Annotated in this window: 23 protein-coding genes and 1 tRNA gene; 12 read left to right on the top strand and 12 right to left on the bottom strand. The window is 69.7% G+C overall.

Annotated elements, in window-relative coordinates:
* The first annotated feature begins 5 nt into the window (after positions 1-5).
* From PKE78_RS05355 to hrpB, 5 genes are all read left to right on the top strand, one after another.
* Complete coding sequence (locus PKE78_RS05355; protein ID WP_271199794.1) at positions 6-1,595, top strand: COG4223 family protein; 1,590 nt, start codon at positions 6-8, stop codon at positions 1,593-1,595.
* 13 nt (positions 1,596-1,608) lie between these two features.
* Positions 1,609-3,288 (top strand): heme biosynthesis protein HemY, encoded by a 1,680-nt coding sequence (locus tag PKE78_RS05350; RefSeq protein WP_271199793.1) that lies wholly within the window; start codon positions 1,609-1,611, stop codon positions 3,286-3,288.
* A 49-nt stretch (positions 3,289-3,337) separates the two neighbouring features.
* Positions 3,338-3,413 (top strand) — tRNA-Thr (locus tag PKE78_RS05345).
* 125 nt (positions 3,414-3,538) lie between these two features.
* Complete coding sequence (locus PKE78_RS05340) at positions 3,539-4,018, top strand: tellurite resistance TerB family protein (protein ID WP_271199792.1); 480 nt, start codon at positions 3,539-3,541, stop codon at positions 4,016-4,018.
* A gap of 45 nt (positions 4,019-4,063) precedes the next feature.
* A complete protein-coding gene (hrpB, locus tag PKE78_RS05335; RefSeq protein ID WP_271199791.1) occupies positions 4,064-6,529 on the top strand; it encodes an ATP-dependent helicase HrpB in 2,466 nt (821 codons plus the stop codon).
* Between the two features lie 9 nt (positions 6,530-6,538).
* Here the strand turns inward: hrpB and PKE78_RS05330 are convergent, their stop codons facing one another.
* Positions 6,539-7,543, bottom strand: a complete 1,005-nt coding sequence (locus PKE78_RS05330) for an NAD(P)H-quinone oxidoreductase (protein ID WP_271199790.1) — start codon at positions 7,541-7,543, stop codon at positions 6,539-6,541.
* Between the two features lie 147 nt (positions 7,544-7,690).
* Here PKE78_RS05330 and PKE78_RS05325 point away from each other — a divergent pair, with 147 nt between their 5' ends.
* The 3 genes from PKE78_RS05325 (at position 7,691) to PKE78_RS05315 (ending at position 10,644) form a co-directional block, all read left to right on the top strand.
* Entirely contained in the window at positions 7,691-9,061 is a 1,371-nt protein-coding gene (locus PKE78_RS05325; RefSeq protein ID WP_271199789.1) for a leucyl aminopeptidase family protein, read from the top strand.
* 98 nt (positions 9,062-9,159) lie between these two features.
* A complete protein-coding gene (locus PKE78_RS05320; RefSeq protein ID WP_271199788.1) occupies positions 9,160-9,750 on the top strand; it encodes a YqaA family protein in 591 nt (196 codons plus the stop codon).
* Between the two features lie 45 nt (positions 9,751-9,795).
* Positions 9,796-10,644: a C40 family peptidase gene (locus tag PKE78_RS05315; protein WP_271199787.1), complete on the top strand. Its 849-nt coding sequence runs from the start codon at positions 9,796-9,798 to the stop codon at positions 10,642-10,644.
* 4 nt (positions 10,645-10,648) lie between these two features.
* Here the strand turns inward: PKE78_RS05315 and PKE78_RS05310 are convergent, their stop codons facing one another.
* Together PKE78_RS05310 and trpS are read right to left on the bottom strand one after the other, a co-directional pair.
* The gene (locus PKE78_RS05310; protein ID WP_271199786.1) at positions 10,649-11,146 is read right to left on the bottom strand and encodes a universal stress protein; all 498 of its coding nucleotides are present in this window, start codon (positions 11,144-11,146) and stop codon (positions 10,649-10,651) included.
* A 43-nt stretch (positions 11,147-11,189) separates the two neighbouring features.
* Positions 11,190-12,227, bottom strand: a complete 1,038-nt coding sequence (trpS, locus tag PKE78_RS05305; RefSeq protein WP_271199785.1) for a tryptophan--tRNA ligase — start codon at positions 12,225-12,227, stop codon at positions 11,190-11,192.
* 104 nt (positions 12,228-12,331) lie between these two features.
* On the opposite strand from trpS, the gene PKE78_RS05300 reads away from it, so the two are divergent.
* Entirely contained in the window at positions 12,332-13,333 is a 1,002-nt protein-coding gene (locus tag PKE78_RS05300) for an adenosine kinase (protein ID WP_271199784.1), read from the top strand.
* Between the two features lie 732 nt (positions 13,334-14,065).
* Here PKE78_RS05300 and PKE78_RS05295 read toward each other — a convergent pair.
* From PKE78_RS05295 to PKE78_RS05270, 6 genes are all read right to left on the bottom strand, one after another.
* The gene (locus PKE78_RS05295; protein ID WP_271199783.1) at positions 14,066-15,694 is read right to left on the bottom strand and encodes a hypothetical protein; all 1,629 of its coding nucleotides are present in this window, start codon (positions 15,692-15,694) and stop codon (positions 14,066-14,068) included.
* Positions 15,695-15,712: 18 nt separating this feature from the next.
* Positions 15,713-17,389, bottom strand: a complete 1,677-nt coding sequence (locus tag PKE78_RS05290) for an electron transfer flavoprotein-ubiquinone oxidoreductase (protein ID WP_271199782.1) — start codon at positions 17,387-17,389, stop codon at positions 15,713-15,715.
* Positions 17,390-17,528: 139 nt separating this feature from the next.
* Positions 17,529-18,434: a phosphatidate cytidylyltransferase gene (locus PKE78_RS05285; RefSeq protein WP_428981239.1), complete on the bottom strand. Its 906-nt coding sequence runs from the start codon at positions 18,432-18,434 to the stop codon at positions 17,529-17,531.
* A 20-nt stretch (positions 18,435-18,454) separates the two neighbouring features.
* Positions 18,455-19,081, bottom strand: coding sequence for a lysophospholipid acyltransferase family protein (locus tag PKE78_RS05280; protein ID WP_271199780.1), 627 nt, complete (start codon positions 19,079-19,081; stop codon positions 18,455-18,457).
* Positions 19,078-19,722 (bottom strand): CDP-alcohol phosphatidyltransferase family protein, encoded by a 645-nt coding sequence (locus PKE78_RS05275; RefSeq protein WP_271199779.1) that lies wholly within the window; start codon positions 19,720-19,722, stop codon positions 19,078-19,080. Before PKE78_RS05275 ends, PKE78_RS05280 begins: the two co-directional genes overlap by 4 nt.
* 37 nt (positions 19,723-19,759) lie before the next feature.
* Positions 19,760-20,671: a LysR substrate-binding domain-containing protein gene (locus tag PKE78_RS05270; RefSeq protein WP_271199778.1), complete on the bottom strand. Its 912-nt coding sequence runs from the start codon at positions 20,669-20,671 to the stop codon at positions 19,760-19,762.
* A 141-nt stretch (positions 20,672-20,812) separates the two neighbouring features.
* On the opposite strand from PKE78_RS05270, the gene PKE78_RS05265 reads away from it, so the two are divergent.
* Both PKE78_RS05265 and PKE78_RS05260 read left to right on the top strand, forming a co-directional pair.
* Positions 20,813-21,130: a DMT family transporter gene (locus PKE78_RS05265; protein ID WP_271199777.1), complete on the top strand. Its 318-nt coding sequence runs from the start codon at positions 20,813-20,815 to the stop codon at positions 21,128-21,130.
* A gap of 218 nt (positions 21,131-21,348) precedes the next feature.
* Positions 21,349-22,185, top strand: a complete 837-nt coding sequence (locus PKE78_RS05260) for a uracil-DNA glycosylase (RefSeq protein ID WP_271199776.1) — start codon at positions 21,349-21,351, stop codon at positions 22,183-22,185.
* A 24-nt stretch (positions 22,186-22,209) separates the two neighbouring features.
* On the opposite strand, the gene cydB is transcribed toward PKE78_RS05260, so the two are convergent.
* Genes cydB through PKE78_RS05245 form a run of 3 tightly spaced genes read right to left on the bottom strand, consistent with a single transcriptional unit; the run spans position 22,210 to position 24,971 of the window.
* Positions 22,210-23,229 carry a cytochrome d ubiquinol oxidase subunit II gene (cydB, locus tag PKE78_RS05255; protein WP_271199775.1) on the bottom strand — a complete coding sequence of 340 codons (1,020 nt, stop codon included), beginning with the start codon at positions 23,227-23,229 and terminating at the stop codon, positions 22,210-22,212.
* 36 nt (positions 23,230-23,265) lie between these two features.
* Positions 23,266-23,619: an ADP-ribosylation/crystallin J1 gene (locus tag PKE78_RS05250; protein ID WP_271199774.1), complete on the bottom strand. Its 354-nt coding sequence runs from the start codon at positions 23,617-23,619 to the stop codon at positions 23,266-23,268.
* A complete protein-coding gene (locus PKE78_RS05245) occupies positions 23,616-24,971 on the bottom strand; it encodes a cytochrome ubiquinol oxidase subunit I (RefSeq protein WP_271200075.1) in 1,356 nt (451 codons plus the stop codon). Before PKE78_RS05245 ends, PKE78_RS05250 begins: the two co-directional genes overlap by 4 nt.
* On the opposite strand from PKE78_RS05245, the gene PKE78_RS05240 reads away from it, so the two are divergent.
* Positions 24,882-26,942 carry a patatin-like phospholipase family protein gene (locus PKE78_RS05240; protein WP_271199773.1) on the top strand — a complete coding sequence of 687 codons (2,061 nt, stop codon included), beginning with the start codon at positions 24,882-24,884 and terminating at the stop codon, positions 26,940-26,942. The genes PKE78_RS05245 and PKE78_RS05240 overlap by 90 nt on opposite strands.
* The last annotated feature ends 6 nt before the right edge of the window (positions 26,943-26,948 follow it).

Below are 26,948 nucleotides of genomic sequence, written 5' to 3'. Positions count from 1 at the left end.
CCCCCATGGCCGATCCGAAAGGCCCCGAGCAGAAGGCGGGGCCGAACGGCTCTCCCGCCCGGCCGAAGTCGCCGACGCTCGACCTTTCCGCGACCGACGTGACGCCGAAGGGGTCTCCCAAGTCCGGGACGTCGGCCGCTTCGAAGCCAGAGGACCCGAAGCCGACGCCCGGACCGGCCGATTCGAAGCCGGCCGCCGCGCCCTCGACGCCGGCTGCGGCGTCTTCTGTCTCCGCGGGCGCCGCCAGGACGACGCCGATCTCCTCTCCTGTCGCCAGCGCGCCGGGAGCTTCCTCCACGTCGACGTCGGCCGCGCAGGCCGCGCAGGCCGCGACAGGCCCCGCGCCGAAGCCGGGCGAGACCGGGGCGAAGCCTTCAGCGACCGGTTCCGCCGCCACGGGCGGCGCGACGAGCGCTTCTTCCGCCGCCGCCAAGCCGACGTCCGGCCCCTCGACCACCTCTTCGGCTTCGCCCGCTTCGCAGTCGGCGAAGCCGTCCGCAGGCGCCACGCCGCCGTCCTCCGCGCCGAAGACTGAGCCGGCGCCCGCCAGGGCGTCCGAAGGTTCGGGCGGCGCGGGCGTCGTCGGTCTCGCGCTCGCGGGACTGATCGGCGCGGGCGTCGCCGTCGGGGCCGTCGCCTTGTTCGGGCGCGATCTGATCGGCGCGCCGCCGGCCGATAGCTCGCGGCTCGTCGCCACCGAGGCGAAGCTCGACGCGGTCGTGCGCGAACTGGCGGCGCTGCGCGAGCAGTCCGGCCAACCGGCGCCGGCGGCCGACACCAGCGCCATCGACGCAAAGATCGACGACCTGACGAAGGCGGCCGCCGACCGGTCGCGGGCGTTGGAAGCGCAGCTCCAGGAGATCGCGAACCGATCGCCGGCCGTTCAGGTCGACACAGGCGCGGTCGACGCGCTCGGCAAGCGGATCGACACGATCGAGGGCAAGCTTGGCGAAACGGCTTCGGCGCAGGCGCTGCAGCAGGTCGGGGCGCGCATCGACGGGATCGGCGCCGCCATCGAGCAGGCGCTGCGGCCGATCTCAGACAAGATCGGCGCGCTGGAGACCGAGCTGAAGGCCCGGCCGGTGGGCGATCCGGACGCCCGGCTCGTGGTCGCGCTCGGCGCTCTCGACCAGGCGCTTGCCGCCGGGCGCCCATTCGCGAACGAACTCGCCGCCGCGAAGGCGGCCGGGGGCGGCGATCCGCTCGCGCCTCTGGACGCGACCGCAACCGCCGGCGCGCCGACCCGCGCCGCGCTTGCGGCCGAACTGCGGGACGTCGTCGCGGGGCTGCCGCCGATCCGTCCGTCCGAAGGCGCGTCGGTGTTCGACCGTTTCCTCGCGAGCGCGGGGTCGGTCGTCAAGGTCACGCCGGCCGAGGCGCCGGCCGGCTCTTCGCCCGCGGAAGTCCGTCTGCGCATAGTCGCGAAGGCCGCGAAGGGCGACCTCGCCGGGGCGCTCGCCGAGCGCGACGGGCTCGACGACGCCGCGAAAGTGGCGACGGACGCATGGGCGGCCAAGGCCAAGGCTCGCCTCGATGCGGAGGCGGCGGTGGGCGACGCCCGATCCGCCGCGCTCTCCCGTCTCGGCTCGAACTGAGGGTCTGCCGACAATGATCCGCGTCCTGCTGTACCTCGCTCTGGTCGGCGTTTTCGCCTTCGCCGCCACCTGGATCGTCGACCGGCCCGGCGAGATCGTCCTGACCTGGCAGGGCTATCGCCTGGAGACCAGCGTCGCCGTCGCCGCGGCCTTCATCGCGGTCGTGGCCGGCGCGACCGTGATCCTCTGGAACGTGATGCGCTGGGTCCTGGCGGGACCGGAAGCCTTCGCGCTGTTCCGTCGCAACCGGCGGCGCTCCAAGGGCTATCAGGCGATCGCCCGCGGCGTGGTGGCGGTCGGCACGGGCGACGCGCGCCTCGCCAACCGTGAAGCTTCCGAAGCGCGCAAGCTGCTCGGCAAGGAGCCGCTGACGCTGGTGCTCGCGGCGCAGGCGGCGCAGCTCTCCGGCGACCGCAACGGCGCCGAGGCCGCCTTCCGCGCCATGACCGACGCGCCGGAAACTCGCGCGCTCGGCCTGCGCGGCCTGTTCATCGAGGCCGAGCGCCGGGGCGACCGCGCCGCCGCCAAGCAGCTCGCCGAAGAGGCCGCCCGCCAGTCGCCGCAGACGCCGTGGGCGGCGCAGGCGCTGTTCGACTTCCAGTGCGCCGAGAGCGACTGGGCCGGCGCTCTGTCGACGCTTGAGCGGATGTCCGCGAACCGCCTGATCGAGAAGGCCGAAGCCAAGCGCCGCCGCGCGGTGCTGCTGACGGCGCAGGCGACCGACGGCGCCGTGTCCGACCCGACGCTCGCCATCAAGCGGGCGCGCGAGGCGCATGGGCTTGCGCCCGACTTCGCGCCCGCCGCCGCGCTCGCCGGCCGCCTGCTCGCCGAGCAGGGCGAGCCGCGCAAGGCCTCCAAGATCGTCGAGGCGACGTGGAGCAAGGCGACCCATCCCGATCTCGCCGAGGTCTATGTCCATGTCCGACCGGGCGATCCGGCGCGCGACAAGCTGAAGCGCGCCAAGGCGCTGAGCGAGCGGTCCGGCGACGATCCGGAAGGTCTGATCGCCGTGGCGAGGGCCGCGCTCGCCGCCCGCGAGTTCGATGTCGCGCGGGCCTCGCTCGACAAGTTGCTGGCGAAGCGCCCGACGGCGCGCGCCTGCCTGCTCATGGCGGAGCTCGAGGATCTGGAGCGCGGCGACGCCGGCGCGTCGCGCGAATGGCTCGCCCGAGCGCTGCGCGCGCCGCGCGATCCGATCTGGGTCGCGGACGGCGTCGCAAGCGAGATCTGGGCGCCGGTGTCGCCAGTGACGGGTCAGCTCGATGCATTCGTCTGGAAGACGCCTGTCGAGGAGAGCAGGCCGAAGCTCGCCGCCGACGCCTGGCTCGAGCAGGCGCCCCGCGACGCGAACCTGCCGGTCGCGGTGTCCGCGCCCGCGTCGGTGCTGCCGCGCAAGATGCCGGAGCTGAAGGACGACGGGCCGGCCGCGCCGTCGCCGGCGCCTGCGGCGAAGCCAGAGCCCAAGCCGGAAGCGAAGCCCGAGGCCAAGACGCCGCCCGCGCCGGAGCCCGCTCCGCTCGTCGCGCCGGCCAAGGTGGAGGTGATCGAGCCGCCCGCGCGCGCCGCGCCGCCACGCCCGACCGCCGCTGTGTTCCCTCTGCCGCGGGCGCCCGACGATCCGGGCCCGAACGCGGTCGAGCCGGTCGACGCGCCGACCACCCGCGCCTTTCCGGCGAACCGCCCGACCTACTGAGCGCGGCCGCCTTGCATTGCGGCGACGGTTTCGCTAGGACAGCGCCGTCGCCGCTTTAGCTCAGTTGGTAGAGCACATCATTCGTAATGATGGGGTCACGTGTTCGAGTCACGTAAGCGGCACCATCTCCTCCATCTGTGACGTTTTACCCGGCGGTGTTGCGCCGCGGCGCCTCGCGTCCGCGAGCGCACGACGTATATCGGATGACGAAGCTCGCGCGTCGCGAGCCCCGATCCTGCCGCGGGCGCCCATGTTCGACTCCATCCGTTCCTTCATGGCCGAGCTCGCCGGCGCGGGCGACGATTTCGGGTCCCGCTTCGCGGCCTCCGACCCGCGCGTCGCGACCGCCGCGCTGCTCGTGCACCTGATCGACGTGGACGGCGTCGCGGAGCCGCACGAACGGGAGCGGCTGCACGACATCCTCAAGGGCCGCTTCGGCCTTTCCGACGCCGAGACCGACGAGCTCATTGCGCTGGCGCGCCGGCGCGACGAGGAGTCGGTCGACCTCTACGCCTTCACGAGCGTCCTGAAACGTGCGCTCGACGCGCCGGGCCGGGCGGGCGTGGTGGAGATGATGTGGGAGCTGGTGTTCTCCGACGGCGCCGTCCATGAGCTTGAGGACAATGTGGTGTGGCGCGTCGCCGAACTGCTGGGCGTCTCCACCCGCGAACGCGTCGACCTGAAGCGCCGGATCGCCGCCCGCGCGCGTCCGCTGTCCGGCGACGCCTGACGCCGGCTTGCGCGGCCCGCCGGGGGCGGGCATGGCATGACGCGCATGACCTCCGATCGCCTGCCCATCGACGACGTGCTGCCAGAGCTGCTCGCGGCGCTTGAGCGGCGTTCGAGCGCCGTGCTGGCCGCGCCGCCCGGCGCCGGCAAGACCACGCGCGTGCCGCTCGCCCTGCTCGGCGCGCCGTGGCGGGGCGACGGCCGCATCCTTGTGCTGGAGCCGCGCCGTCTCGCCGCGCGCGCCGCGGCCGAGCGGATGGCCCGGACGTTGGGCGAATCGGTCGGCGAGACCGTCGGGCTTCGGGTTCGCCTCGGCTCCAAGGTCAGTTCCCGCACACGTGTGGAGGTCGTCACCGACGGCGTGTTCGCGCGCATGATCGTCGACGACCCCGAGCTTTCGGGCGTCGCCGCGGTGCTGTTCGACGAGTTCCACGAGCGTTCGCTCGACGCCGATCTCGGCCTCGCGCTGGCGCTCGACGCGCAGGCCGGGCTTCGCGAGGATCTGCGGCTGCTGGTGATGTCGGCGACGCTCGACGGCGCGCGCGTCGCCGCGCTGATGGACGACGCGCCGGTGATCGCAAGCGAGGGCCGGTCGTTTCCGGTCGAGACCCGCCATCTGCCGCGCGACCCCCGGCAGCGGATCGAGGACGCCGTCGCGGCGGCCGTGCGCCGCGCGCTCGCCGAAGAGCCCGGCGGCGTGCTGGCCTTCCTGCCGGGGCGCGGCGAGATCCGCCGGGTCGCCGAACGGCTCGCGGAGCCGCGCCTCGGCCCGGAGGTCGAGGTCGTCGAGCTCCATGGCGGGCTCGATCCGCGGGCGCAGGACGAGGCGGTCGCCCCCGCAGCTCCGGGACGTCGCAAGGTCGTGCTCGCCACGTCGATCGCGGAGACGTCGCTGACGCTGGAAGGGGTGCGCGTCGTGGTCGATTCCGGCCTCGCCCGCGTGGCGGCGCACGAGCCGGCGCTCGGGCTGACGCGGCTCGAAACGGTGCGTGTCTCGCGCGCCTCAGCGGACCAGCGGCGCGGCCGCGCTGGCCGGACCGAGCCGGGCGTCTGCTACCGGCTCTGGGAAGAAGCTGCGACGCAGAGCCTCGAAGCGTTCGCGCGGCCGGAAATCCTGGCGTCCGACCTCGCGAGCCTGCTGCTCGATCTCGCGGCCTGGGGCGTGCCCGATCCGGCCGCGCTGCGGTTTCTCGACCGGCCGCCTGCGGCCGCGACCGCCGAAGCGCGGGTCACGCTTCGCTCGCTCGGCACGCTCGACGCCGACGGCCGGATCACGCCACGCGGCCGGTCGCTGCGGCGGATCGCGCTGCCGCCGCGGCTCAGCGGCCTGGTCGTCGACGCGGTCGCGACCGGCGACGGCGCGCTCGGCGCCGAGATCGCGCTGCTCGCGGTGGAGCGCGGCCTGGGCGGCGACAGCGCCGACATCGGCGCGCGTCTCGACCGCTTCCGGCGCGAACGCGGGCCGCGGGCCGACGCGGCGCGCCGCCTCGCCGCGGGCTGGCTCGCGGCGGCGGGCGGACGCTCTGGCGCGGCGGATCCGGCGCGGGCGGGCCTTGTGATCGCGCGGGCGTTTCCGGACCGGATCGCCAAGGCGCGAGACCGGAACGGCGCCTTCCTGCTCGCGAACGGGCGCGGCGCGGCGGTTGACCCGGCGGACCCGCTGTCCCGCGCGCCCTATCTCGCCGTCGTCGATCTCACCGGCGTCGCGCAGGAAGGCCGCATCCTGCTCGCCGCGGCGCTCGACGAGGCCGCCGTGACGGAAGCCGCAGGCGGCGCGATCGAAAGCCGCGTCGACGTCGCCTTCTCGGCCGAGGCGATGGCCGTGCGCGGCCGAGCGCGGCGGAGGCTGGCCGCGCTGACGCTCAGCGAGGCGCCGATCCCGGTGTCGCCCGGGCCGGAGACCGCGTCGGCGCTGGCGCGCGGTGTCGCCGAGGTCGGTCTCGACCGACTGCCCTGGACCCGGCCGATGCGCGCGCTGGTCGAACGCGTCCGTTTCCTGCGCCGCGTCGAGCCCGACGGCGGCTGGCCCGACCTGTCGGACGCCGCGCTGGCGGCTTCGGCGGAGGAGTGGCTCGCGCCCTTCCTTTCCCGTGCGACGGCGCTGCGCGACATCGGCGAAGGCGACCTCGCGGCCGCTCTCGACGCGCTGACGCCCTACGCCCTGAGGCGCAGGCTCGACGCCGAAGCGCCGACCCATTTCGACGCGCCGTCCGGCTCCCGTCTTCCGATCGACTACGCCGGAGAGGACGGGCCTGCGCTCGACGTGCGGGTGCAGGAGCTGTTCGGGCTCACCCGCCACCCCGCCGTCGCCGGCGGCCGGGCGCCGCTGGTGCTACGGCTGCTGTCGCCCGCGCACCGCCCGATACAGGTGACGCGCGACCTGCCGGCGTTCTGGGCGGGCTCGTGGCGCGACGTGCGTTCCGAGATGCGCGGGCGCTACCCGAAACACGTCTGGCCGGAGGACCCTGCGTCCGCCGCGGCCACGAGCCGCGCCAAGCCCCGCGGAACGTGAGGCTAGGCGTCAAGCCTTCCCCGTCGTCAGCATGATCTTGCCCATGTGGGAGCTCGCCTCCATCAGCGCGTGCGCCTCGGCCGCCCGCTCCAGCGGGAAGGTGGCGTGCACCACGGGCTTGATCCGTCCGTCCTCGATCAGCGGCCAGACCTCGCGTTTCAGCGCCTCCGCGATGGCGGCCTTCTGCGCGGTCGGCCGCGCCCGCAGCGTCGAGCCGGTGACGGTGAGGCGCTTCAGCATGATAGGGGTGAGGTCGATCTGCACCTTCGGCCCCTGCATGAAGGCGATCTGCACCAGCACGCCATCCGGCGCCAGCGACTTGATGTTGCGCGCCGTGTAGTCGCCGCCGACCATGTCGAGGATGACGTGCACGCCCTTGCCGCCGGTCGCCTCCTTGACGATTTCGACGAAGTCCTGCGCGCGGTAGTCTATCCCCTTCGCGCCTAGCGTCTCGCAGAAGGCGACCTTCTCCGGGCCGCCGGCGGTGGCGAACACGGTCGCGCCGCGGGCTCGCGCGAGCTGGATCGCGGTCGTGCCGATGCCGCTCGTGCCGCCATGGACGAGGAAGCTCTGGCCCTCCTTCAGGCCGGCGCGCTCGAACACGTTCGACCACACGGTCATGAAGGTCTCGGGCAGCGCGGCCGCCTCGACGAGCGACAGCCCCTTGGGTACCGGCAGGCAGTTGGAGGCGTGGGCGACCGCGTATTCGGCGTAGCCGCCGCCGGCGATCAGCGCGCAGACCTCGTCGCCGACCTTCAGCGCGTCGACGCCGGCGCCCAGCGCCGCGACCCAGCCCGCCACTTCGAGCCCGAGAGTCTCCGGCGCGCCGGGGGGCGGCGGGTACATGCCCTTGCGCTGCATGACGTCCGGCCGGTTCACGCCCGCCGCCGCGACCTCGATCAGCACCTCGCCGTCCTTGGGCTCGGGCAGGGGACCGCGCGCGGGCTTGAGCACGTCCGGCGCTCCGGCGCCGTCGGCGCGGACGAAGGCCATGTCGGAAGGCAGGCTGGTCATCGGGACGTTCATCCTCGTTGTGCGGACGCGAGGCATGGTTTGGCGCGCCCGCCGCGGCGGGGCAAGCCTCGCAGTCCCAGACAGTGTCCCCGGCGGGCGCAAAATATGCGAATAGGGCGCGGGTCCCGATCCGACGCTGGAGCGCTCATGTCCACCATCTTCGCCGCCGATTCCGAGGCTTCGACGCCGATCTGGCTGACACCGGCGGGCGAGCCGCTGCCGGAGCCGGCGCGCGCCTGGGCCGCGGCGACCGGCTTCGAGTCGGGTCCGGGCAAGATCCTCGTCACGCCGACCGCGGAGGGCGGGCTCGCCGGCGTGGTGTTCGGCTTGGAGGCGGCGGACGCCCGCGAGCGGGAGCTCTTTCTCGCCGGCAAGCTCGTCGGCGCGCTGCCCGAGGGGGCTTATCGTTTCGAGGGCGCGGCGGGCGACGCGCGGCTGGCGACGCTCGCCATCGGGCTCGGACAGTACCGTTTCCGGCGGTACGGCAAACCGGCGCCCAAGGCGATCCGGCTTGTCCCGCCCCACGGCGTCGACGTGGGCGAGGTCGAGCGCACCGTCGCGGCGGTCGCCCGCGGCCGCGATCTCGTCAACACGCCGGCGAACGATCTCGGCCCTGCCGAACTCGAAGCCGCGATCCGCGCGCTCGGCGAGCGCCATGGCGCGTCCGTGACCTCGATCGTCGGCGACGACCTGCTGGCGGCCAACTTCCCGCTCGTCCATGCGGTCGGCCGCGCCGCCGCGGCCCATCGCGGCCCCCGCGTCGTCGATCTCGTCTGGGGGCCGGAAGACGGGCCGAAGATCACGCTCGTCGGCAAGGGCGTGGTGTTCGACACCGGCGGACTGAACATCAAGCCCGACGCCTCCATGCTGCTGATGAAGAAGGACATGGGCGGCTCGGCGGCCATGATCGCGGCGGCCGACATGGTGATGGGCGCGAAGCTGCCGGTGCGGCTGCGGCTCATCGTCGGCGCGGTCGAGAACGCGATCTCGGGCGACGCGTTCCGGCCAGGCGACGTCATCCCGAGCCGCAAAGGCCTGAACGTCGAGATCGGCAACACCGACGCGGAGGGTCGCCTCGTGCTCGCCGACGCGCTTGCGCTCGCCGACGAGGAGGCGCCCGAGCTGATCGTCGACGCCGCGACGCTGACCGGCGCCGCCCGCGTCGCGCTCGGCCCGGAGCTGCCGCCGCTCTATTGCGACGACGACGCCTTCGCGGCCGAGCTTCTGGCCCATGCGGCCGCCGAACGGGACCCGCTCTGGCGCATGCCGCTCTGGAACCCGTATGACGACCTGCTGTCGTCCAAGATCGCCGACGTGAACCATATCTCGGGCGGCGCCTTCGCCGGCTCCATCACGGCGGCGCTGTTTCTGCGCCGCTTCGTCGGCCGCGCCAGGACCTGGGCCCATCTCGACGTGTTCGCGTGGAACCCTTCGGCGAAGCCGGGGCGGCCGGAAGGCGGCGAGATCCAGGGCGCCCGCGCGCTCGCGGCGCTGCTCGTAGCGCGCTACGGCCGCTGACGTTGCGTCATCACGAAGGCGTGGCGCGGCGTCTCATGGGGCGACGCGCCCTCCGGCTCTTGGCATAAGGCCTTCCTCGGAATCGCAAGCGAGCGGCGATGCTTCAGGGCGTATATGACTGGTCGTTGAGGATGGCGCGCCATCGGCACGCCGAACGGGCGCTCGCCGCGCTCTGCTTCGCGGAGAGCTCGTTCATCCCGGCGCTGCCGGAGGTGATGCTGCTGCCGATGATCCTCGCCGAGCGGGCGAAGGCGTGGCGCTACGCGGCGATCTGCACGGTCTCCTCGGTGATTGGCGGCGTCGCCGGCTACCTCATCGGCTACTTCCTGTTCGAGGCCGTCGGCGAGCCGATCCTGAACCTCTACGGCATGAGCGGCGACTTCGAGCAGATCGCCGGCAAATACAACGAGTACGGCTGGCTGATGGTGCTGATCGGAGGCGGGATCACGCCGATCCCGTACAAGGTGATCACCATTGCGAGCGGCCTTACCCAGCTCGACTTCGTGACCTTCGTGGCGGCCAGCATCGTCGCCCGCGGCGTGCGCTTCTTCCTGCCCTGCGCGCTGCTCTACAAGTTCGGCCCGCAGGCCAAGCGCCTGATGGACACGCGGCTGAACCAGGTGTTCTGGGTCTCGCTCGTCCTGGTCGTGCTCGGCTTCGTCGCGGCGCCGTACCTGTTCAAGGGATGACCGCGGCGACGCGCCGTTGACGATTTCCGGCTAGACTTCCACGCGATGACAACGCCGTTCGACCGTCGCCTCACCCCCGCCCGTCCCGACGTCGCCGCCGCCCATCTGCGCGGGCAGGTCGAGGCATTGCGCTTCGTCGAGGGCGAGCGCCGCCGCGTCGCGGTTGGCCACGCCGGCCTTCGCCGCGCGCCGCAGCCGGACGCCTCGCTCGAGACCGAGGCGCTGTTCGGCGAGGAGGTCGTCGTCTACGACGAGCTCGAGGGGTGGGCCTGGGCGCAGCTCTCGGGCGACGGCTATGTCGGCTACATGCCCTCGGCCGCGCTCAGCGCCGAGCTCGGCTCAGGCCCGACGCACCGCGTCGCGGCGCTGCGGACGCTGCTGTTCCCCGAGCCTTCGATCAAGGTTCCGCCGCTGGACGCGCTCTCGACCGGCGCGCGGCTGAACGTCGTCGCAAGCGAAGGTCGCTTCGTGACCCTCGACACCGGCGCCTTCGCGATCGCCCGCCATCTCGCCCCTCTCGACGCCGTTGAGACGGACGCGGCGGCGGTCGCCGAGCGCTTCATCGGCGTGCCCTACCTGTGGGGCGGGCGCACCAGCCTCGGCCTCGACTGCTCCGGCCTGGTCCAGACCGCGCTCGCCGCGTGCGGCGTCGCCGCGCCGCGCGACGCCGACATGCAGGAGCGCGCGGTGGGCCGCCCGATCGAGCTCTCGGAGGCCCGCCGCGGCGACCTTCTGTTCTGGAAAGGCCATGTGGCGATGCTGCGCGACGAGCGCACGCTGGTGCACGCCAACGCCTTCCACATGGCGACCGCGCTCGAGCCGCTCGACGCCGCGATCGCGCGCATCCTCGCGAGCGACGGGCCGGTGACGAGCGTGCGACGCCCGGTCGGATAGACGGTCAGGCGAGGGCGTCGATCTCCGTGTCGCTGAGGTGGCCCGGCACCACCGCGACGGGGATCGGGAAGGTCGCGGCCCATTTGCCCACGATCGACGCCACCAGCGGTCCGGGCCCTTCCGCGCCGACGCCGGCGGCGAGCACCAGCAGGGCGATGTCCTCGTCTTCGTTGATGAAGGCGACCAGCTCGTCGCTGCGCTGGCCTTCGCGCACCACCTGCTCGGCCTCGACGCCCGAGACCTCCCGGGCGCGGGCCGCGACGCGGGCGAGGTGGGCGCGCGCCGTCGCCTCGGCCTCCTGCCGCATCACGTCGCCGACGCCGAACCAGTGCTGGAACTCACCCGGCGTCACTACAGAAAGCAGCGCGAGCGCGGCGCCGACGCGGCCGGCGCGGCGCGCTGCGAAATAGACCGCGCGGTCGCATTCCTCGGTGTCGTCAACGACGACGAGGAACTTCGGCCGATGGCCGGCCTCATAGGAGCGGCGGGGCGCTGCGGTCATGGCGCGAGGATGCGCGAGGCGGGCGGCCGCCGCAATCCGCCGTTCAGCGCCGGACGAAGCCGACGATGTCCTTGACGTGGGTCATGGTCTCGGCCGCGATCGCCTCGGCGCGGGCGGCGCCGTCGCCCAGCACGCGGTCGATGTGGCCGGGATCGGCCACGAGCCGCTTCATCTCGGCGTTGATCGGCCCGAGCTTCGACACCGTCAGGTCCACGAGCGCCTGCTTGAACGCCGAGAACTGCGCGCCCCCGAAGGCGTCCAGCACCGACGCGGCGTCGGTGTCCGACAGCGCGGCGTAGATGCCGACGAGGTTGTCCGCCTCGGGCCGCGCCTTCAGCTCCTCGACGCTCTCCGGCAGGGGCAACGGGTCGGTCTTGGCCTTGCGGATCTTCGCCGCAATCTGGTCGGCGTCGTCGGTCAGGTTGATGCGGGAAGCGTCCGACGGGTCGGACTTCGACATCTTCTTCGCGCCGTCGCGCAAGGACATGACGCGGGTCGCCGGCCCCGCGATCAGCGGCTCCGGCTGCGGGAAGAACTTCTCCGCGAGCCCGTTCGCCGCGATCGAGGCCGCGAAGTCGTTGTTGAACTTCTGCGCGATGTCGCGTGCGAGCTCCAGATGCTGCTTCTGGTCCTCGCCGACCGGCACGTGGGTCGCGCGGTAGACCAGGATGTCGGCGGCCATCAGGTTGGGATAGGCGTAGAGCCCGACGCTCGCGTTCTCGCGGTCCTTGCCGGCCTTCTCCTTGAACTGGGTCATGCGGTTCAGCCAGCCGAGGCGGGCGACGCAGTTCAGCACCCAGGCGAGCTCGGCGTGCTGCGGCACCTGGCTCTGGTTGAACACGATGTGCTTCGAACCGTCGACGCCGGCCGCGAGGAAGGCCGCCGCGACCTCGCGGATCGAGCGCTTCAGCTCGACCGGATCCTGCCAGACGGTGATCGCGTGCAGGTCGACGACGCAGTAGATGCAGTCGAAGCCGTTCTGCAGCTCGACGAAGCGCTTGATCGCGCCGAGATAGTTGCCGAGGTGGAGATTGCCGGTCGGCTGGACGCCGGAGAACACCCGCTGGGACACGCTCGCCATCTCGCATTTGCCTCGTGAACGAGGCCGCGTTATGGCCTCCGGAGGTCCCCTGCGCAAGGTCCGGCCCGCCCGGCGCCGTCCGCCCCGATCGGAGAGCTTTCCGCATGTCTGAAGCGAAGTACGACGTCCTCGGCATCGGCAACGCGATCGTCGACGTGATCGCCCGGACCGAGGACGATTTCCTCGTCGCCGAGAGCCTGGTGAAGGGCTCCATGGCGCTGATCGACGAGGCCCGCGCGGAGACGCTCTACGGCCGCATGGGCCCGGCGATCGAGGCCTCCGGCGGCTCGGCGGCCAACACGCTCGCGGGCCTGGGCTCGCTCGGCGGGCGCGCCGCCTTCATCGGCAAGGTCAAGGCCGACCCGCTCGGCGAGGTGTTCGGCCACGACATAAGGGCGATCGGCGTCGACTTCCCGACCGCGGCCGCGACCGACGGCGCGGCGACCGCGCGCTGCTTCGTGCTGGTGACGCCGGACGGCGAGCGCACCATGTCGACCTTCCTCGGCGCGGCGCAGGCGCTCGGGCCCGACGACATCGACGCCGCGACCGTCGAGGCCGCGAGCGTCACCTATCTCGAGGGCTACCTCTGGGACCCGCCCGCGGCCAAGGAGGCGTTCCGCAAGGCCGCGGAGATCGCCCACGCCGCCGGCCGGCAGGTCGCGCTGTCGCTGTCGGACTCCTTCTGCGTCGACCGCTACCGGCCCGAATTCCTCGAGCTGATCCGCGGCGGGACCGTCGACCTGCTGTTCGCCAACGACAGCGAGCTCAAGTCGCTCTACGAGACCGGCGACATCGAGGCCGCGCTGCAGGCGGTCGCGGCCGACGCCAAGCTCGCGGCCGTCACGCTCGGCGCCGAGGGCTGCGTGGTGCTCGCGGGCGGCGAGCGCGTGGCGGTACCCGCCGCCCCGGTCGACGGCGCTATCGTCGACAAGACCGGCGCCGGCGACCTGTTCGCGGCCGGCTTCCTGTTCGGCCACGTCCGCGGCCTCGGGCTGAAGCGCTCCGCCGAGCTCGGCGCCCTCGCCGCGGCCGAGGTCATCTCCCATGTGGGCGCCCGCCCGCTGGTCGAACTCCGCCAGCTCGCCTCCGACCGCGGCCTGATCTGAGGCCTTTCACTCTCCGTCACCCTCGGGCTTGACCCGAGGATCCATCGGCGCGGACGCGGCGTGCGAGGGATGGATGGCCGGGTCAAGCTCGGCCATGACGGCTGAGCGTGAGACGAGAGCGCGCGTCTCCGCCGTCGCGGGAGCGAAAGCCTCCGGCGGCGGGCGGGCGCTGGCGGTGATGACGCTGGTTCGGCACGCGAGCTTGAGGTCGGAGGAGGCGCGGAACGCCGGGCCACCGAAGGCTCTGTATTTCAGAATGCCGGTCGCCCGGCGTTCCACGCGCGACGGTTTCGCATTGGACGGAAAGCGGCTCTCCGGCGTCGAAGGCGGTGCTGCCCCAAGGAGACAACGACGTCTCCGGCCTTAAGGCGCCTCTGCATAGGCGCGGCCCCGTCATAGTGCAGGGCGGGTCGCTCACGCCCGGCGCGAACCTCCGTCCGAGGGGTTTGAACCTCCCCCAGACCGGCGTCGCGCGCCGCGCGTTCCGTCCGACGTCCCGGGGGCCCGGCTTCCGGTAGAACCAAACCCGCAGGCGCCGCCCCTGTCCCCGCATGGCCGGCCGGTCCGGACACGCCTCCCGTGACGGGGAAGGGTGTTTGAACCGTGCGCGCGGATGACGGAAATGTCAAGGAATATTATCCGATAACGAGCTAGCTCGTGGCGTGTGCCGCAAGCGTCAATGGGGGGTCGATGGCGAAATTCAGGGAGGCCCGAGGCGGGCTTGTCATAATATTACGCTTTATTTCCCGTTACTATCTCAGGGTCGAACATGTCTGGTTTCTTTAAAATCATGCTAAAAGGTCCTTTCGTGTAATCCCTTTTGTGCGGCAATATTGGCCTTTGCCAAAACCACCGTTTAAATTCAGCAGCAGCTATCAAGTTCTGCCCGGTCCATCCTCCCCCGCCAATTTTCCTTAATGGAGCATCTGTCCCGTACAGATTTATCCAAACGTATGATGGCCTTCTAAATAGGGGTATTCCCGGTTCGAATTTTCCTCTCAAAGTCCAAAAAAATTTCTTTTCGTATTCTCTCATCAAATCCATCAAAATTTTTTGTATTTCTTTAGTGTCATAGTTTACGCTATCTTTGGTTAAAGATGCAGTTACTCTGACACGAACCTTATTTCCAATAGACACATTTTCTACGTGTTTGACATATGCACGGCAACGTGGTGCACGTTTTCGTTTGGAAATTTCAATTTTTATTATTGATAGCATCAAATAGACGCGTGCTATAAATACTGGAATTGGCCTCCAGAATAATGCCGTGGGAATAGCGCCTTCGAATGCTGAAAATGGGAGATTATTATGCGCTGCATCAGAGATTTTGGCGACGTTAACGATCGCCAGAGAAGGCGTCCCTACCCCCGTGTCAACAGCAAGTTGCATCCAGTTAAATCTACGCCCTGAAAACTCGGAGGCTGTCAATGCGATCTTGGCAACTTCAAACAACAGCTCGCTATGGCCGAGCCTTGGGCCCTTCAAGTAAACATCTAGCTCCTTTCCTTTATCTGAATACCTTTCAAGGGCTCCTTGATACTCGATTCCATTATGAGCACGACATCCGTCTAGGAGAAAGGCAATCATGCTAGGCGGAAAAATTTCAAGTAGATCCAATTTTTTAGCGTAATTCTTAGAAAAACATACTAAAATAGCAGCAACCAACGATATCGAGTTCTGAAATAGATCATCAAATTTTTTTTCAAAATCATAAGTAGAAATTTCATAGGGGTGGGCGTCGGCGCCTAAAACGATTCGATCAGCCCGAAAGCTAACCTCTCCGTGAGCAATTGCATTACGCACACGGTCATCGTATCCACGGTCGATGTTTTCCGAAAAAATGCGGCGAAGGCGGGCTATTTCGTTTCTCGTCCCCGCAAAATTTTTCTTTCCGCTTATTCTGCAAAAAAGTCGAAGTATATTACTATAAATATGCTCAGAAAGATGGATATATTTCGGTAGAAGCCCGTTTTTGAGGGAACTTAAGTCATCAGCTTTATCTAAAGCATGCGATTTTTCATTTTCAAGCCAGTTTCTATCCCAGATATTTCTTATAATTGAGTCCAATGCGCGAGATTCAGAGCGAACTGAGGAAAAAAATTCCAATTTATGCTGATCAATAAAGCTAATAGCATGCGATATTATTCTTTCATCCCAGTAAGTCCATGGCGGTAAATCTGTAAGTCTATACAAAGCATAGAGAAAATCTGAATCTTCGTTGCCGTCGAGGCAGAAGTGAAATGCGGATTTAACTTGTCTTAATCGCTCGTCGCGCGCATGGGCGGCCATTAGGTCAATCCCCAAATAGCCTTCGACAAAATCATTTATTGAGTAATTATCTTTAGGTAGATTATCGCCCATTTCCCTATTTTTGACCACTCACATCCCCGAATAGTTCGGCCCGCCGCCGCCCTCCGGCGCGACCCACACAATATTCTGATTCGGGTCCTTGATGTCGCAGGTCTTGCAGTGCACGCAGTTCTGCGCGTTGATCTGGTAGCGGGGGCCTGAGGCGCCGTCCTCCACCCATTCGTAGACGCCGGCCGGGCAGTAGCGCTGGCTGAGGCCGGCATAGACGTCGTGTTCCGACGCCTTCTGGAGGGACAGGTCCTTCACGTGCAAGTGGGGCGGCTGGTCCTCCTCGTGGTTGGTGCTGGACAGGAACACCGACGAGAGCTTGTCGAAGGTCAGCACGCCGTCCGGCTTGGGGTAGGCGATCTTCTCGAACTCCTTGGCCGGCCTGGTGGCGGCGTAGTCCGGCTTGCCGTGGGGCAGGGTCCCGAACAGGCGGATTCCGAACTGCTCCGCCCACATGGCGAGGCCGCCCAGCACGACGCCGACGCGGGTGCCGAACTTCGACCACAGCGGCTTCACGTTGCGGACCGGCTTCAGGTCGCGGCCGATGGCGCTGTCGCGCCAGGCGGCGTCGTAACCCGCGAGCTCGTCCTGAGCGCGGCCGGCCTTCAGGGCCTCGGCCACGTGCTCGGCGCAGAGTTTTCCCGACAGCACGGCGTTGTGGCTGCCCTTGATGCGCGGCACGTTCACGAAGCCCGCCGCGCAGCCGACCAGCGCGCCGCCGGGGAAGGCGAGCTTCGGCACCGACTGGAAGCCGCCCTCTGTGATGGCGCGCGCGCCGTAGGAGAGGCGCTTTCCGCCCGCGAAGGCGTCGCGGATCGCCGGATGGGTCTTGAAGCGCTGGAACTCGTCGAAGGGCGAGAGGTACGGGTTTTCGTAGTTGAGGTGCACCACGAAGCCGACGGCGACGAGGTTGTCGCCGAAATGGTAGAGGAACGAGCCGCCGCCGGTCCTGTCGTCGAGGGGCCAGCCGAAGGAGTGCTGCACGAGGCCGGGCTGGTGCTTCTCCGGCGCCACCTGCCACAGCTCCTTCAGGCCGATGCCGTATTTCTGGGGCTCGGCGTTCTCATCGAGCTTGAAGCGGGCGATGAGCTGCTTGGAGAGCTGGCCGCGGGCGCCTTCCGCAAAGATCACATACTTGCCGCGCAGCTCCATGCCGCGGGTGTGGTTCGGGCCGGGCTCGCCGTCTTTCCCGACGCCCATATCGCCGGTCGCGACACCGGTGACGGCGCCAGCCGCGTCGAACAGGATCTCGTTCGCGGCGAAGCCGGGATAGATCTCGACCCCGAGCGCCTCGGCCTGGGTTCCGAGCCAGCGCGTGACGTCGCCGAGCGAGACCACGAAGGCGCCGTGGTTCGACAGGATTTTGGGCATGCCGAAGTTCGGCAGCCGGAACGAGCCTTTTTCCGTCAGGTAGAGGAAGCGGTCGTCGGCGACGGGCGTCCGGGTGAAGGCGCTCTCGTCCGCGCGCCAGTCCGGCAGCAGCGCGTCGAGGCCGATCGGGTCCACCACCGCGCCCGACAGGATGTGGGCGCCGACCTCGGAGCCCTTCTCCAGCACGACGACGGTGAGCTCGGGGTCGATCTGCTTCAGGCGGATCGCGACGCTGAGGCCGGCCGGGCCGCCGCCGACCACGACCACGTCGTAGTCCATGCCTTCCCGCTCGGGCAGCTCCGCCGCGCTCTCGACCGCATCGCTCATCTCGCCACGCACTCCTGAAGCTCGTCCATTGTGCGCTGCGGCGCACGTTGGAACGGTTCGCATCCCCGAGGGTCCAAGGCTAGGGCGACGTTGGTCCGAAGCGAGCAATTCGTGACGAAAGACGGAGAGAGGGGGGGCCTTACGGCGTGAACCAATAGCGGGTGAGGTGGAAGAACACGGGCGCGGCGAAGATGATGCTGTCGACCCGGTCGAGCACGCCGCCGTGGCCGGCGATGACGTAGCCCCAGTCCTTGGCGCCGAGGTCGCGCTTCACCGCCGAGAGCACGAAGCCGCCGAAGAAGCCGGCCACCACGATGATGAGGCTCATGCCCGCCGCCTGCAGCGCGGTGAAGGGCGTCAGCCCGTGCAGCGCCACGCCGATCAGCACCGCCGTCGCCCAGCCGCCGATGAGCCCCTCGACCGTCTTGGACGGGCTGACGTTCGGCGAGAACCGGGTGCGGCCGACGAGCTTGCCGAAGACGTATTGCGCGACGTCGGAAAGCTGCGCCACCACTACGAGGTAGAGCACCAGCAGGGCGGGGTCGGCGCCGGTGTCGAGCATCATCAGCGCCGGCGCGTGGCTCAGCATGTAGACGGTCAGCATCAGCCCCCACTGCACCCGGGCCTGGCGCGCGAGGAAGTCGGTCACGTCGCCGGCGAGCGTGGAGACCGCAGGCAGGGCGAGGAAGCAGTAGACCGGGATGAACACGGCGAACAGGCCGTACCAGCCCGTCCCCAGCAGCAGGTAATGGATCGGCAGCGCGACGAAGAACGACAGGAACAGCGCGCGGTGGTCGCCGGCGCGCGAGGGCGCGAGCGTCCAGAACTCGCGCAGCGCCATGAAGGACAGGCCGGCGAACAGCAGCGTCGTGGCGACGGGCCCGAGCGCAAGCGCCGCGCCGAACACCACCGCCATCACCCACCAGGAGCGGGTGCGGGCGTTGAGGTTCGCGATCGTGGCGCGGCCTTCAGGCGTGGTCGCGCGCCGCTCCAGCGTGCGGCCGACCACGGTCGCGACGGTGAGGATCGCGATGACGCCGACGATGACCCAGCCAAACGCGCCGGTCACGCCGCGCCTCCGTCGCGCCGGCGCGCAAGCGCTGCGACCGCGGCCCGCGCGCGCTCGAGGAACGCCGCCTTCGGTTCGCCGGGGATCTGGGTGAGGGCTGCGCCGAAGCGGGCGGTGCAGGTGATCGGCACGATCAGGAACGAGCCCTTCGGCATGACGCGGGCGAGGTTTTCGAGGTGCACGGGGATGAGCTCGGCGTCCGGATAGGCCTCGGCCAGCCGGTGCAGCCCGCTGCGGAACGGCGCGATCTCTTCGCCCGCGCCGCGGGTGCCCTCGGGGAAGATCAGCACGCTGTCGCGCCGGTCGAGCACGGCGTGGACCGGTGCGAGCGGGTCGCCGCCGCCGGAGCCGTCGCGGTCGATCAGCACGGCGCGCAAGGCGCCCTCGGCGATGAAGCGCTTGAACGCGGACGAGCCCCAGTAGTCGCGCGCGGCGACCGGATGGGTGCGCCGGCGCACGCCGAGCGGCAGCGCCGAGATCACCGCGAGCGTGTCGAAATGGCTGGTGTGGTTGGCGAAATAGATCCGGCTCCGGGTTTCGGGCGTCGAGCCGATCCACTCCCCGCGCGCGCCGACGAGGATACGCACGAGGATCACGAGAATCTGGCGGACGAGCGCGGTCATGCGCGGCGGAGCCCGTCGGCGATCGCGGCGGTGCGGGTCCAGCAGGTGACGAGGCTCCCCGCCGCGACGACCGCGATCGCGATCAGCAGTGACCAGCGCGTGTCGGAGACTGTCCACTCCACGCTCTGCGCGACGAGGCCGAGCGTCAGCGCCGCCATGCGCCGCTGCTTCGCCATCACGCCGTCGAAGCTCTGGGCGAGACTGAGCGAGCCGCCGAACACGCGCACATAGGCGGTCAGCGCGGCGAGAAGCGCGGCCGCCCAGCCAAGCCAGGGCACGCCGGCGGCGTAGCCGACGGGCACGAGCAGCAGCGTGTCGGCGACGCGGTCCGGGAATTCGTTGTAGATCGCCCCGACAGCGGATTTCTTGCCGCCCTCGACCGCGACCATGCCGTCCAGAAGGTTGCAGACGAGCCGGAGCTGGACGCAGGCCGCCGCCGCGAGCCAGGCGAGCGGCGTCGCCCCGAGCACGATCAGCGCGGCGCCGACGCCCGCGAAGATCACGGAGGCGACCGAGATCTGGTTCGGCGTGACCGAGGAGGCCGCGAGCCGTTGCGACAGCGCGATCGCCCAGCCGGAGGACCGGCTCGCGATCGGCCGGCGGGCGGGCTCCCCGCCCGTCTTCAGCGCGTCCGGCTGCATCGTCCCCCCGTCGCCTTCCCGCGAGGCAAGGCACGTTTTACAGCAAATCGGACGGCGGCTGTCGACCCGGCGCCACTTCCGCCTCGATCCAGCGGCGGAGCGCCGCGACGGCGGGGCGGTCCTCGGCGCCTTGCGGGCAGACGAAGTCGTAGCTGAAGCCGCCGAGTTCGGGCCCGAAGGGCTGGGCCAGCACGCCGGAGGCGAGTTCGTCCGCGACGAGGGCGCGGCTGAGCAGCGCCGCGCCTTGGCCGGCGACCGCGGCCTGGATCGCGCTCGCCTCGTCGTTGAAGGCGACGCCGGACTCCCAGTCGACGCCGGAGACGCCGGCCGTCTCGCCCCACAGGCGCCACGACGGGACGGCGCTCGCGCCGCTGACGCGCCAGTCGAAATGGATCAGCGCGACGCGCGCGAGGTCCGCCGGCGTGGCGAGTCCGAGCCGCGGGCTCGCCAGCGGCGCGAACAGGTCCGTCATCAGCGGAACGCTCGTGAGGCCCGGGCGCGGCGCGACGCCGTAGCGGATCGCGGCGTCGGCCTCTCCGCCGGCGAGGTCGACGACGCTGTCGGCGGCGTGCAGGCGCAGGTCCCAGTCCGGGTTCAGGTCCCGGAACCGCGCGGCCTTCGGCACCAGCAGCTTGGCCGTGAAGGCGACGGTGGCGGAGAGCGTCGCGACCCGCCGCGAGGGTTTTCGGCGCGCGTCCTCGACCGCGTCGGCCATGGCGTCGAAGGCGCGGCGCAGCGGCGGCAGCAGCGCCTCGCCCTTCGGCGTCAGCGCGACCTTGCGCGGGCCACGCTCGAACAGCGCGACGCCGAGCCCGTCCTCAAGCTGGCGGATCTGGTGGCTGACCGCGGTCGGCGTCACGCCGAGCTCGGCCGCGGCGTTCTTGAAGCTCAACCGGCGCGCGGCGGCCTCGAAGGCGCGGAGCGAGCCCAGCGGCGGCAGGCGGCGCATCGCGGCGTCTCCCTCAGTGGATGAGTCAGATTCATCCATATCCTGAGAATTCGTCGTTTGTCGCTTGTAAAATGAACGACCAACTCTCCGGCATGGAACGACGACTGAGCTTGTCTCAGTCCAGTCACGGGAGTTCAGTCCATGGCCTGGGTGTTTCTCGGGATCGCGGCGGTGTTCGAGGTCATCTTCGCGTTCAGCATGAAATATGCGGACGGCTTCTCGAAGCTTGGTCCGACGCTCGTCACCGTCGTCGCGGTCGCCGGCGGCATCGGCTTCCTCACGCTCGCGCTGAAGACGCTGCCGGTCAGCGTCGCCTATCCGATCTGGACCGCGGTCGGCACGCTCGGCACGGTGGTGCTCGGCGTCGCGCTGCTGGGCGAGGCGCTGACCGCGGTCAAGGTGGTCTCGGCGCTCGCCATCGTCGGCGGCGTCGCCGGCCTGAAGCTCGCTTCGGCCTGACGGGGAGGGGGCGACCAGCCGATCGAGCCGATCCTTGGGGGCAAGCGGTTCGTGGTCCTGAGCGCGCGCGGCGACGGTCGTTTCGCGCGCTCGCGCGTCGAGGCCGAGCGGGCGGGCGACGCGCTCGCGCTGGAGCTCGCGGGAACGGCCGCCGCGGCCTGAGCGCGCGACAGCGGGAGGCTGTCCATGGTCCCCGACAGCCTCTAGGGTGCGCGGCGATGGACCAACGCCCGCCCCTCTCTCCCGACGACGCCCGCGCGCTGCTCGACTGGTACGCGGCGATGGGCGTCGACGTCGGGATCGAGGAGACGCCGCAGGACCGCTTCGCCGAGAGCGCCGCGCGCAAGGCCGCCGCGCCGCCGCCCCGCGCCACGCAAAGCCCGCGCGCCCCCGCCGCCGAGCCCGCGCCGCTGCCGCGGCCGGGCCCTGCGGACGCGGCGCTCGGCTCCGCGGAGGAGACCGCCTCCGCCGCCCGCGCCGCCGCCGCCGAAGCCGCGACGCTCGCCGAGCTCCGCGCCATTCTGGAGCGCTTCGACGGCTGCGCGCTGAAGGCGACCGCGAGCCGCACCGTGTTCGCCGACGGGACGCCGGGCGCGCGGGTGATGCTGGTGGGCGAGGCGCCGGGGCGCGAGGAGGACCTGTCCGGCCTGCCCTTCGTCGGCCGCTCCGGGCAGTTGCTCGACCGCATGCTGGCGGCGATCGGGCTCGACCGTTCGAGCGCCTACATCGCCAACGTCATCCCGTGGCGGCCGCCCGGCAACCGCACGCCGACGCCGCAGGAGACGGAGACCTGCCTGCCCTTCATCCGCCGGCAGATCGAGCTCGCGGAGCCCGACGTGCTGGTGGCGCTCGGCGGCGCCGCGGCGCAGACCCTGTTCCGCGCGAAGGACGGCATCCTGAAGCTGCGCGGCCGCTGGCTCGACTACGACGCCGGCCCGCGCCGCATCAAGGCGATCGCAACCCTGCACCCGGCCTATCTGCTGCGCAGCCCCGCGCAGAAAAAGTTCGCCTGGCGGGACCTCAAGGCGATCCGTCGGGCCCTCGACGGGGAGTGAGGCGGGCGTGCCCGCCGCGCCGGCTCAGTGGTAGCCTTCGCCCTCGCGCACCTTGCCGCGGAACAGCCAATACACGAACACGGTGTAGCCGATGATGATCGGGAACAGCACGATGGTGCCGGCCGCCATGAAGATCTGCGAGGCGGGGGCGGCCGCGGCATCCCAGAAGGTCAGCGTCGGCGGCACCAGATAGGGCCAGATCGAGATCGCGAGGCCGAGGAAGCCGAGGAAGAACAACGCGATCGAGCCCAGGAACGGGCCGATTTCGCGCTCGTTCTCAAGCCCCTTCCACACGCCCCACGCGACCGCCGCGGTGACGAGCGGGATCGGCCACAGCAGGCCGATGTTGGGCCAGGAGAACCACCGCTCCCAGATCCGGTCGATCGCGAACGGGGTCCAGAGGCTGACGAGCGCCATGGCGACGAGCGTGGCGGCGAGCAGCGGGACGGCCTGCGCGCGCGAGCGGCGGGCGACCTCGCCGTCGGTCTTCATGTTGAGCCATGTGGCGCCGAGCAGCGCGTAGCCGAGCGTGACGCCGACGCCGCAGAGCAGCGAGAACGGCGTCAGCCAGTCGAGCGCGCCGCCGGCGAACTGCACGCCGCGGCCGGGGACCACCTGCGCGTCGATCCCCTGCAGCAGGCCGCCGAGGATCAGCCCCTGGCAGAAGGCCGCGACGATCGAACCGCCGGCGAAGGCGACGTTCCACACGCCCTTGTTTGGCTTCGCCACCCAGCGGAACTCGAACGACACGCCGCGGAAGATCAGCGCAAGCAGCATCACGATCACCGGCAGATAGAGCGCCGGCATGACGACCGCATAGGCCTTGGGGAAGGCCACCCACAGGCCGCCGCCGCCGAGCACCAGCCAGGTCTCGTTGCCGTCCCAGAACGGCGCGACCGTGTTCATCATCTGGTCGCGCTCGTGCTCGTTCTTCGTGAACGGGAACAGGATGCCGATGCCGAGGTCGAAGCCGTCGAGCACCACATACATCGCGACGGCGGCGCCGATGATCAGGCCCCAGGCGAGCGGCAGGTACCATTCCATGGGCGGCGCTCCGTCGTTCTTCGCGAGCTCGCGGTGTCAAGGAAACGATTGCACGACGACGATTTCGCCGACGATCGCGTCGTTGAACGCCGGAAGCTCTCCGGCAGGAATCCAGTATTCGAGGTGGTCGCGACCCCCGGCCGGCTGAGGTGAATAGGCTCGGAGGAAGTCCTCGCGGACCTCGAAACGCGTGACATAGCCTGCGCCGCTTGCGGGCACGTTCCAGTCGCGCGCGATCTTCGCCGCGTATTCTTGGGTGAGGACGGGGTAGAAGATGGGCTGATCCGGCAGGCGTGGAGGAAAGGCCCGTGAACCGCTCTCTTCGATCAGCGTGAGCTCTTGTGGTCCGACAGGCCTCCACAATGTCACCGTCCGGGGAGTGCCGCTCATCGCGTTCCCTCCAGTGCGCCGCCGTCAAGAACCGCTTCCATCGTTTCTCCCGCCGCCGACAGCGGGCGGCTCGGCTGGCCGTGGCGCGGGGGGGCGGTGACGGTGGCGTCCGGGCCGCGGTTGATCAGCCGGTTGACGTAGAACACGCCCATCGAGAACACGACGCAGTAGACCACCACGAACAGCGCGAGCGAGATCGCGACGCTCGTGAACGAGATCGGCGAGACCGCGTCCGCGGTGCGCAGCACGCCATGCACCACCCAGGGCTGGCGGCCGACCTCCGTGGTGATCCAGCCCGACAGGATCGCGACGAAGCCGAGCGGCCACATCAGCGAGGCCGGCCACAGGAACCAGCGCGCCTCCCAGAGGCGCCGCTTCCACAGCAGCCAGGCGCCGACCACTCCGGTCGCGATGAACAGCATCCCGATCGCGACCATGATGCGAAAGCCGAAATAGGGCGCGAGCAGCGGCGGCCGGTCCTCGCGCGGAAAATCCTTCAGTCCCTTGATCTTGCCGTCCCAATGGTGGGTCAGGATCAGGCTCGACAGGTTGGGGATCGCGAGCTCGAAGTCCGTGCGCTCGGTCGCCGCGTTCGGCCAGCCGAACAGCGACAGCGCCACCGGCTCCGAGCCGTCCCAGTGGCCCTCCATCGCCGCGATCTTGGCCGGCTGGTGCTCGAGGGTGTTGAGGCCGTGGGCGTCGCCGACGAAGGCCTGCAGCGGCGCCACCACCACGATCATGCCGACCGCCATGCGCACCATGGTGCGGGCGTCCTCGCCGAACTTGTTCGCGAGCAGGTAGCGGGCGCCGACCGCGAGCACCACCACCGCCGTGGTGAGATAGGCCGCGATCATCATGTGCGTGAAGCGGTAGGGGAAGGACGGATTGAAGATGATCTGGAGCCAGTCGACCGGGTGGGCGACGCCGTCCTTCATCTCGAAGCCCGCCGGCGTGTGCATCCAGCTGTTGGCGGACAGGATCCAGAAGCCCGAGATCGCGGTGCCGACCGCGACCACGCAGGCCGAGGTGACGTGCAGCCAGGACGGAACCCGCGTCCAGCCGAACAGCATGATCCCGAGGAAGGTCGCCTCGAGGAAGAAGGCGGTCAGCACCTCGTAGCCGATCAGCGGCCCGATGACGTTGCCGACGACTTCCGAGAACCGGCTCCAGTTGGTGCCGAACTGGTAGCTCAGCACGATGCCGGAGACGACGCCCATGGCGAAGGACACGGCGAAGATCTTGGTCCAGAACCGCGCCAGCCGGTGGTAGCGCTCCGCCCCGGTCTTCGACCACAGCAGCAGCAGCGTCGCGATATAGGCCGAGGTGCCGATCGAGAACGCCGGGAACACGATGTGGAACGAGACCGTGAAGGCGAACTGCAGCCGCGCAAGAAAGGTGGCGTCGAAGTCCATCCCGGGCTCCTGTCCTTCGGGAGCGCCAGCGACGCTCATGACGGCGTCCGCCTGATGGAAACGTTTCTAGATTGGTCGGCAGGAGGTTGCACTAGTCCTTTCGCCCCGAAGCTCGACGGGCGAAGCGCAAGCCCCGGGAAACTGCGATCTTGCGCGCAATCTCGGGTTGAGGATGCTTCCAAGGCCGTACGCCGCGTGCCTGATTCGGCGCCAGGCCGCCGAGCGACCACGTCTCCACCCTCCAGATCCGTGATCTCGACTGTGCCAGCGCCCACACCGGCCAATCAGAACGGCCCCAAACCGCGCGTCTATCTCGCCCTCGAGGGCGGCGGCGCGAAGGGGTTCGCCCACGTGGGCGCGCTGAGAGCGATCGAACATCACACCGAGATCGAGGGCATGGCCGGCGCCTCGGCCGGCGCGGTGGTCGCGGCGCTGAAGTCGGCGGGTTTCACGGCGGACGACCTGATCAACACCAAGACCCGAACGACGCTGCTGGACTGGCTGAAGGAGCGGGACGTCGTCATGCGCGACGCGACCCAGTTCTTCGGACGGCTCGGCTGGTGGCGGGTCAGAAGCCTGCGCGCGGCGTTTCGCCTGGCGCGGGGCGGCGGACGGAGCACGGTCGTCATCCTGACGGCGACCGCTGTCCTGTCGATCGGCGCCGCGGCGCTTTTGGGTCCTATTCTCGCGATGGCGGCGGCGGGCGTCTGGCTCGCCGTCGTGTTTCGCGCCGGCCGCGGCCTGCTCTCCGGGCTCTCGTCGGCGGGCCGGTTCCGAACCATCCTCGACAGCGCGCTCAAGCTGAAGCTTCGCGGCTCGCTGGACGGCGAGGCCGTGACATTCGCGGAGATGGCCGCCGCGGGCTGCACGCCCCTGAAAGTCGTCGCGACGGACCTGACGGCCGGCCGGCTTCGCCTGTTCTCGGCCGAGGATACGCCGGACATCGCCGTCTGCGACGCGGTGACGGCGTCCGTCTGTCTTCCGATCGTGTTCTCGATCTGGTCGTTCCCCCTTGTCGACGAAGGAGCCGACCACGCCTTTCTCGACGGCGGCCTCGTATCGAATCTCCCGGCTTGGCCGTTCGACGAGGAAAGAACGATCGATCAGCGTGCGGTGACGCTCGCCGTTGAAATCGCGGAGCCGGAGGGGGCGTCCGCGACGTCCATCACCCGCTTCAACTGGCCGATCGCGGCGTTACGGACCTCGATCTTCGGGGCGTCGGTGCTGAACAAGCGGGCGATCGGGCGGCTGGAAACGCTCGTCCTGCCATCCGCCCTCGGCGTCCTGCAGTTCGACGCGAAGCTGGACGCGGTCGTCGCCGACGTCGAGAACGCGGCCAGGGCCGCCGAGGCCCGCCTCGTGAAGCGCGTCGTGCACGATCCCTGGACGCTGCGGGAGGCGGCCGAAGCCGCGCGCAGGCTGACCGGATGGACGCTCGAGCAGTTGCCGGAGGTTACGCGGCCGCGGCCCGACCGATCACCGCGCGTCCGCGCGGCGATCGCCATGTTCGAGAACGCCGATCACCGCAAGACGCTCAAGCTCAGTCCGTGTGTCGGTTTTGAGGGCGATTCCGACGAGGAGATCGTCCTTCCCATCGAAGGATCGCTCGTCGGCAAGGCTTGGAAAGATCGCGTGGCGCTGTTTCAGGCTCTGCCTTTCGCCCGAGAGCTCGACCTGCCCGGCGTTCAGAACGATTTGCGGCGGAGACTCATTTGGAAAGACATGACATGGTCGCTCGCCATCCCGATTCTCGCCGGGGAGGGCGCGGGGCAGGGGACGCCGATCCTTGCCGTGGTGTTGGATGGCGATCATATCCTGCCCGACGATGTCGAGAGTTTCCGGTCCGTCCTTGGCCAACTGGCGGTCGCGATTCAGGAGAACGTCTTGGATATCGCGCAGGAAATAGGATAATTGACG

The sequence above is a fragment of the Methylopila turkensis genome (assembly GCF_027922325.1).
Classification (GTDB): Bacteria; Pseudomonadota; Alphaproteobacteria; order Rhizobiales; family Methylopilaceae; genus Methylopila; species Methylopila turkensis.
Note: the sequence above shows the minus strand (reverse complement) of the source record. Positions and strands in the feature narration are given on the sequence as shown.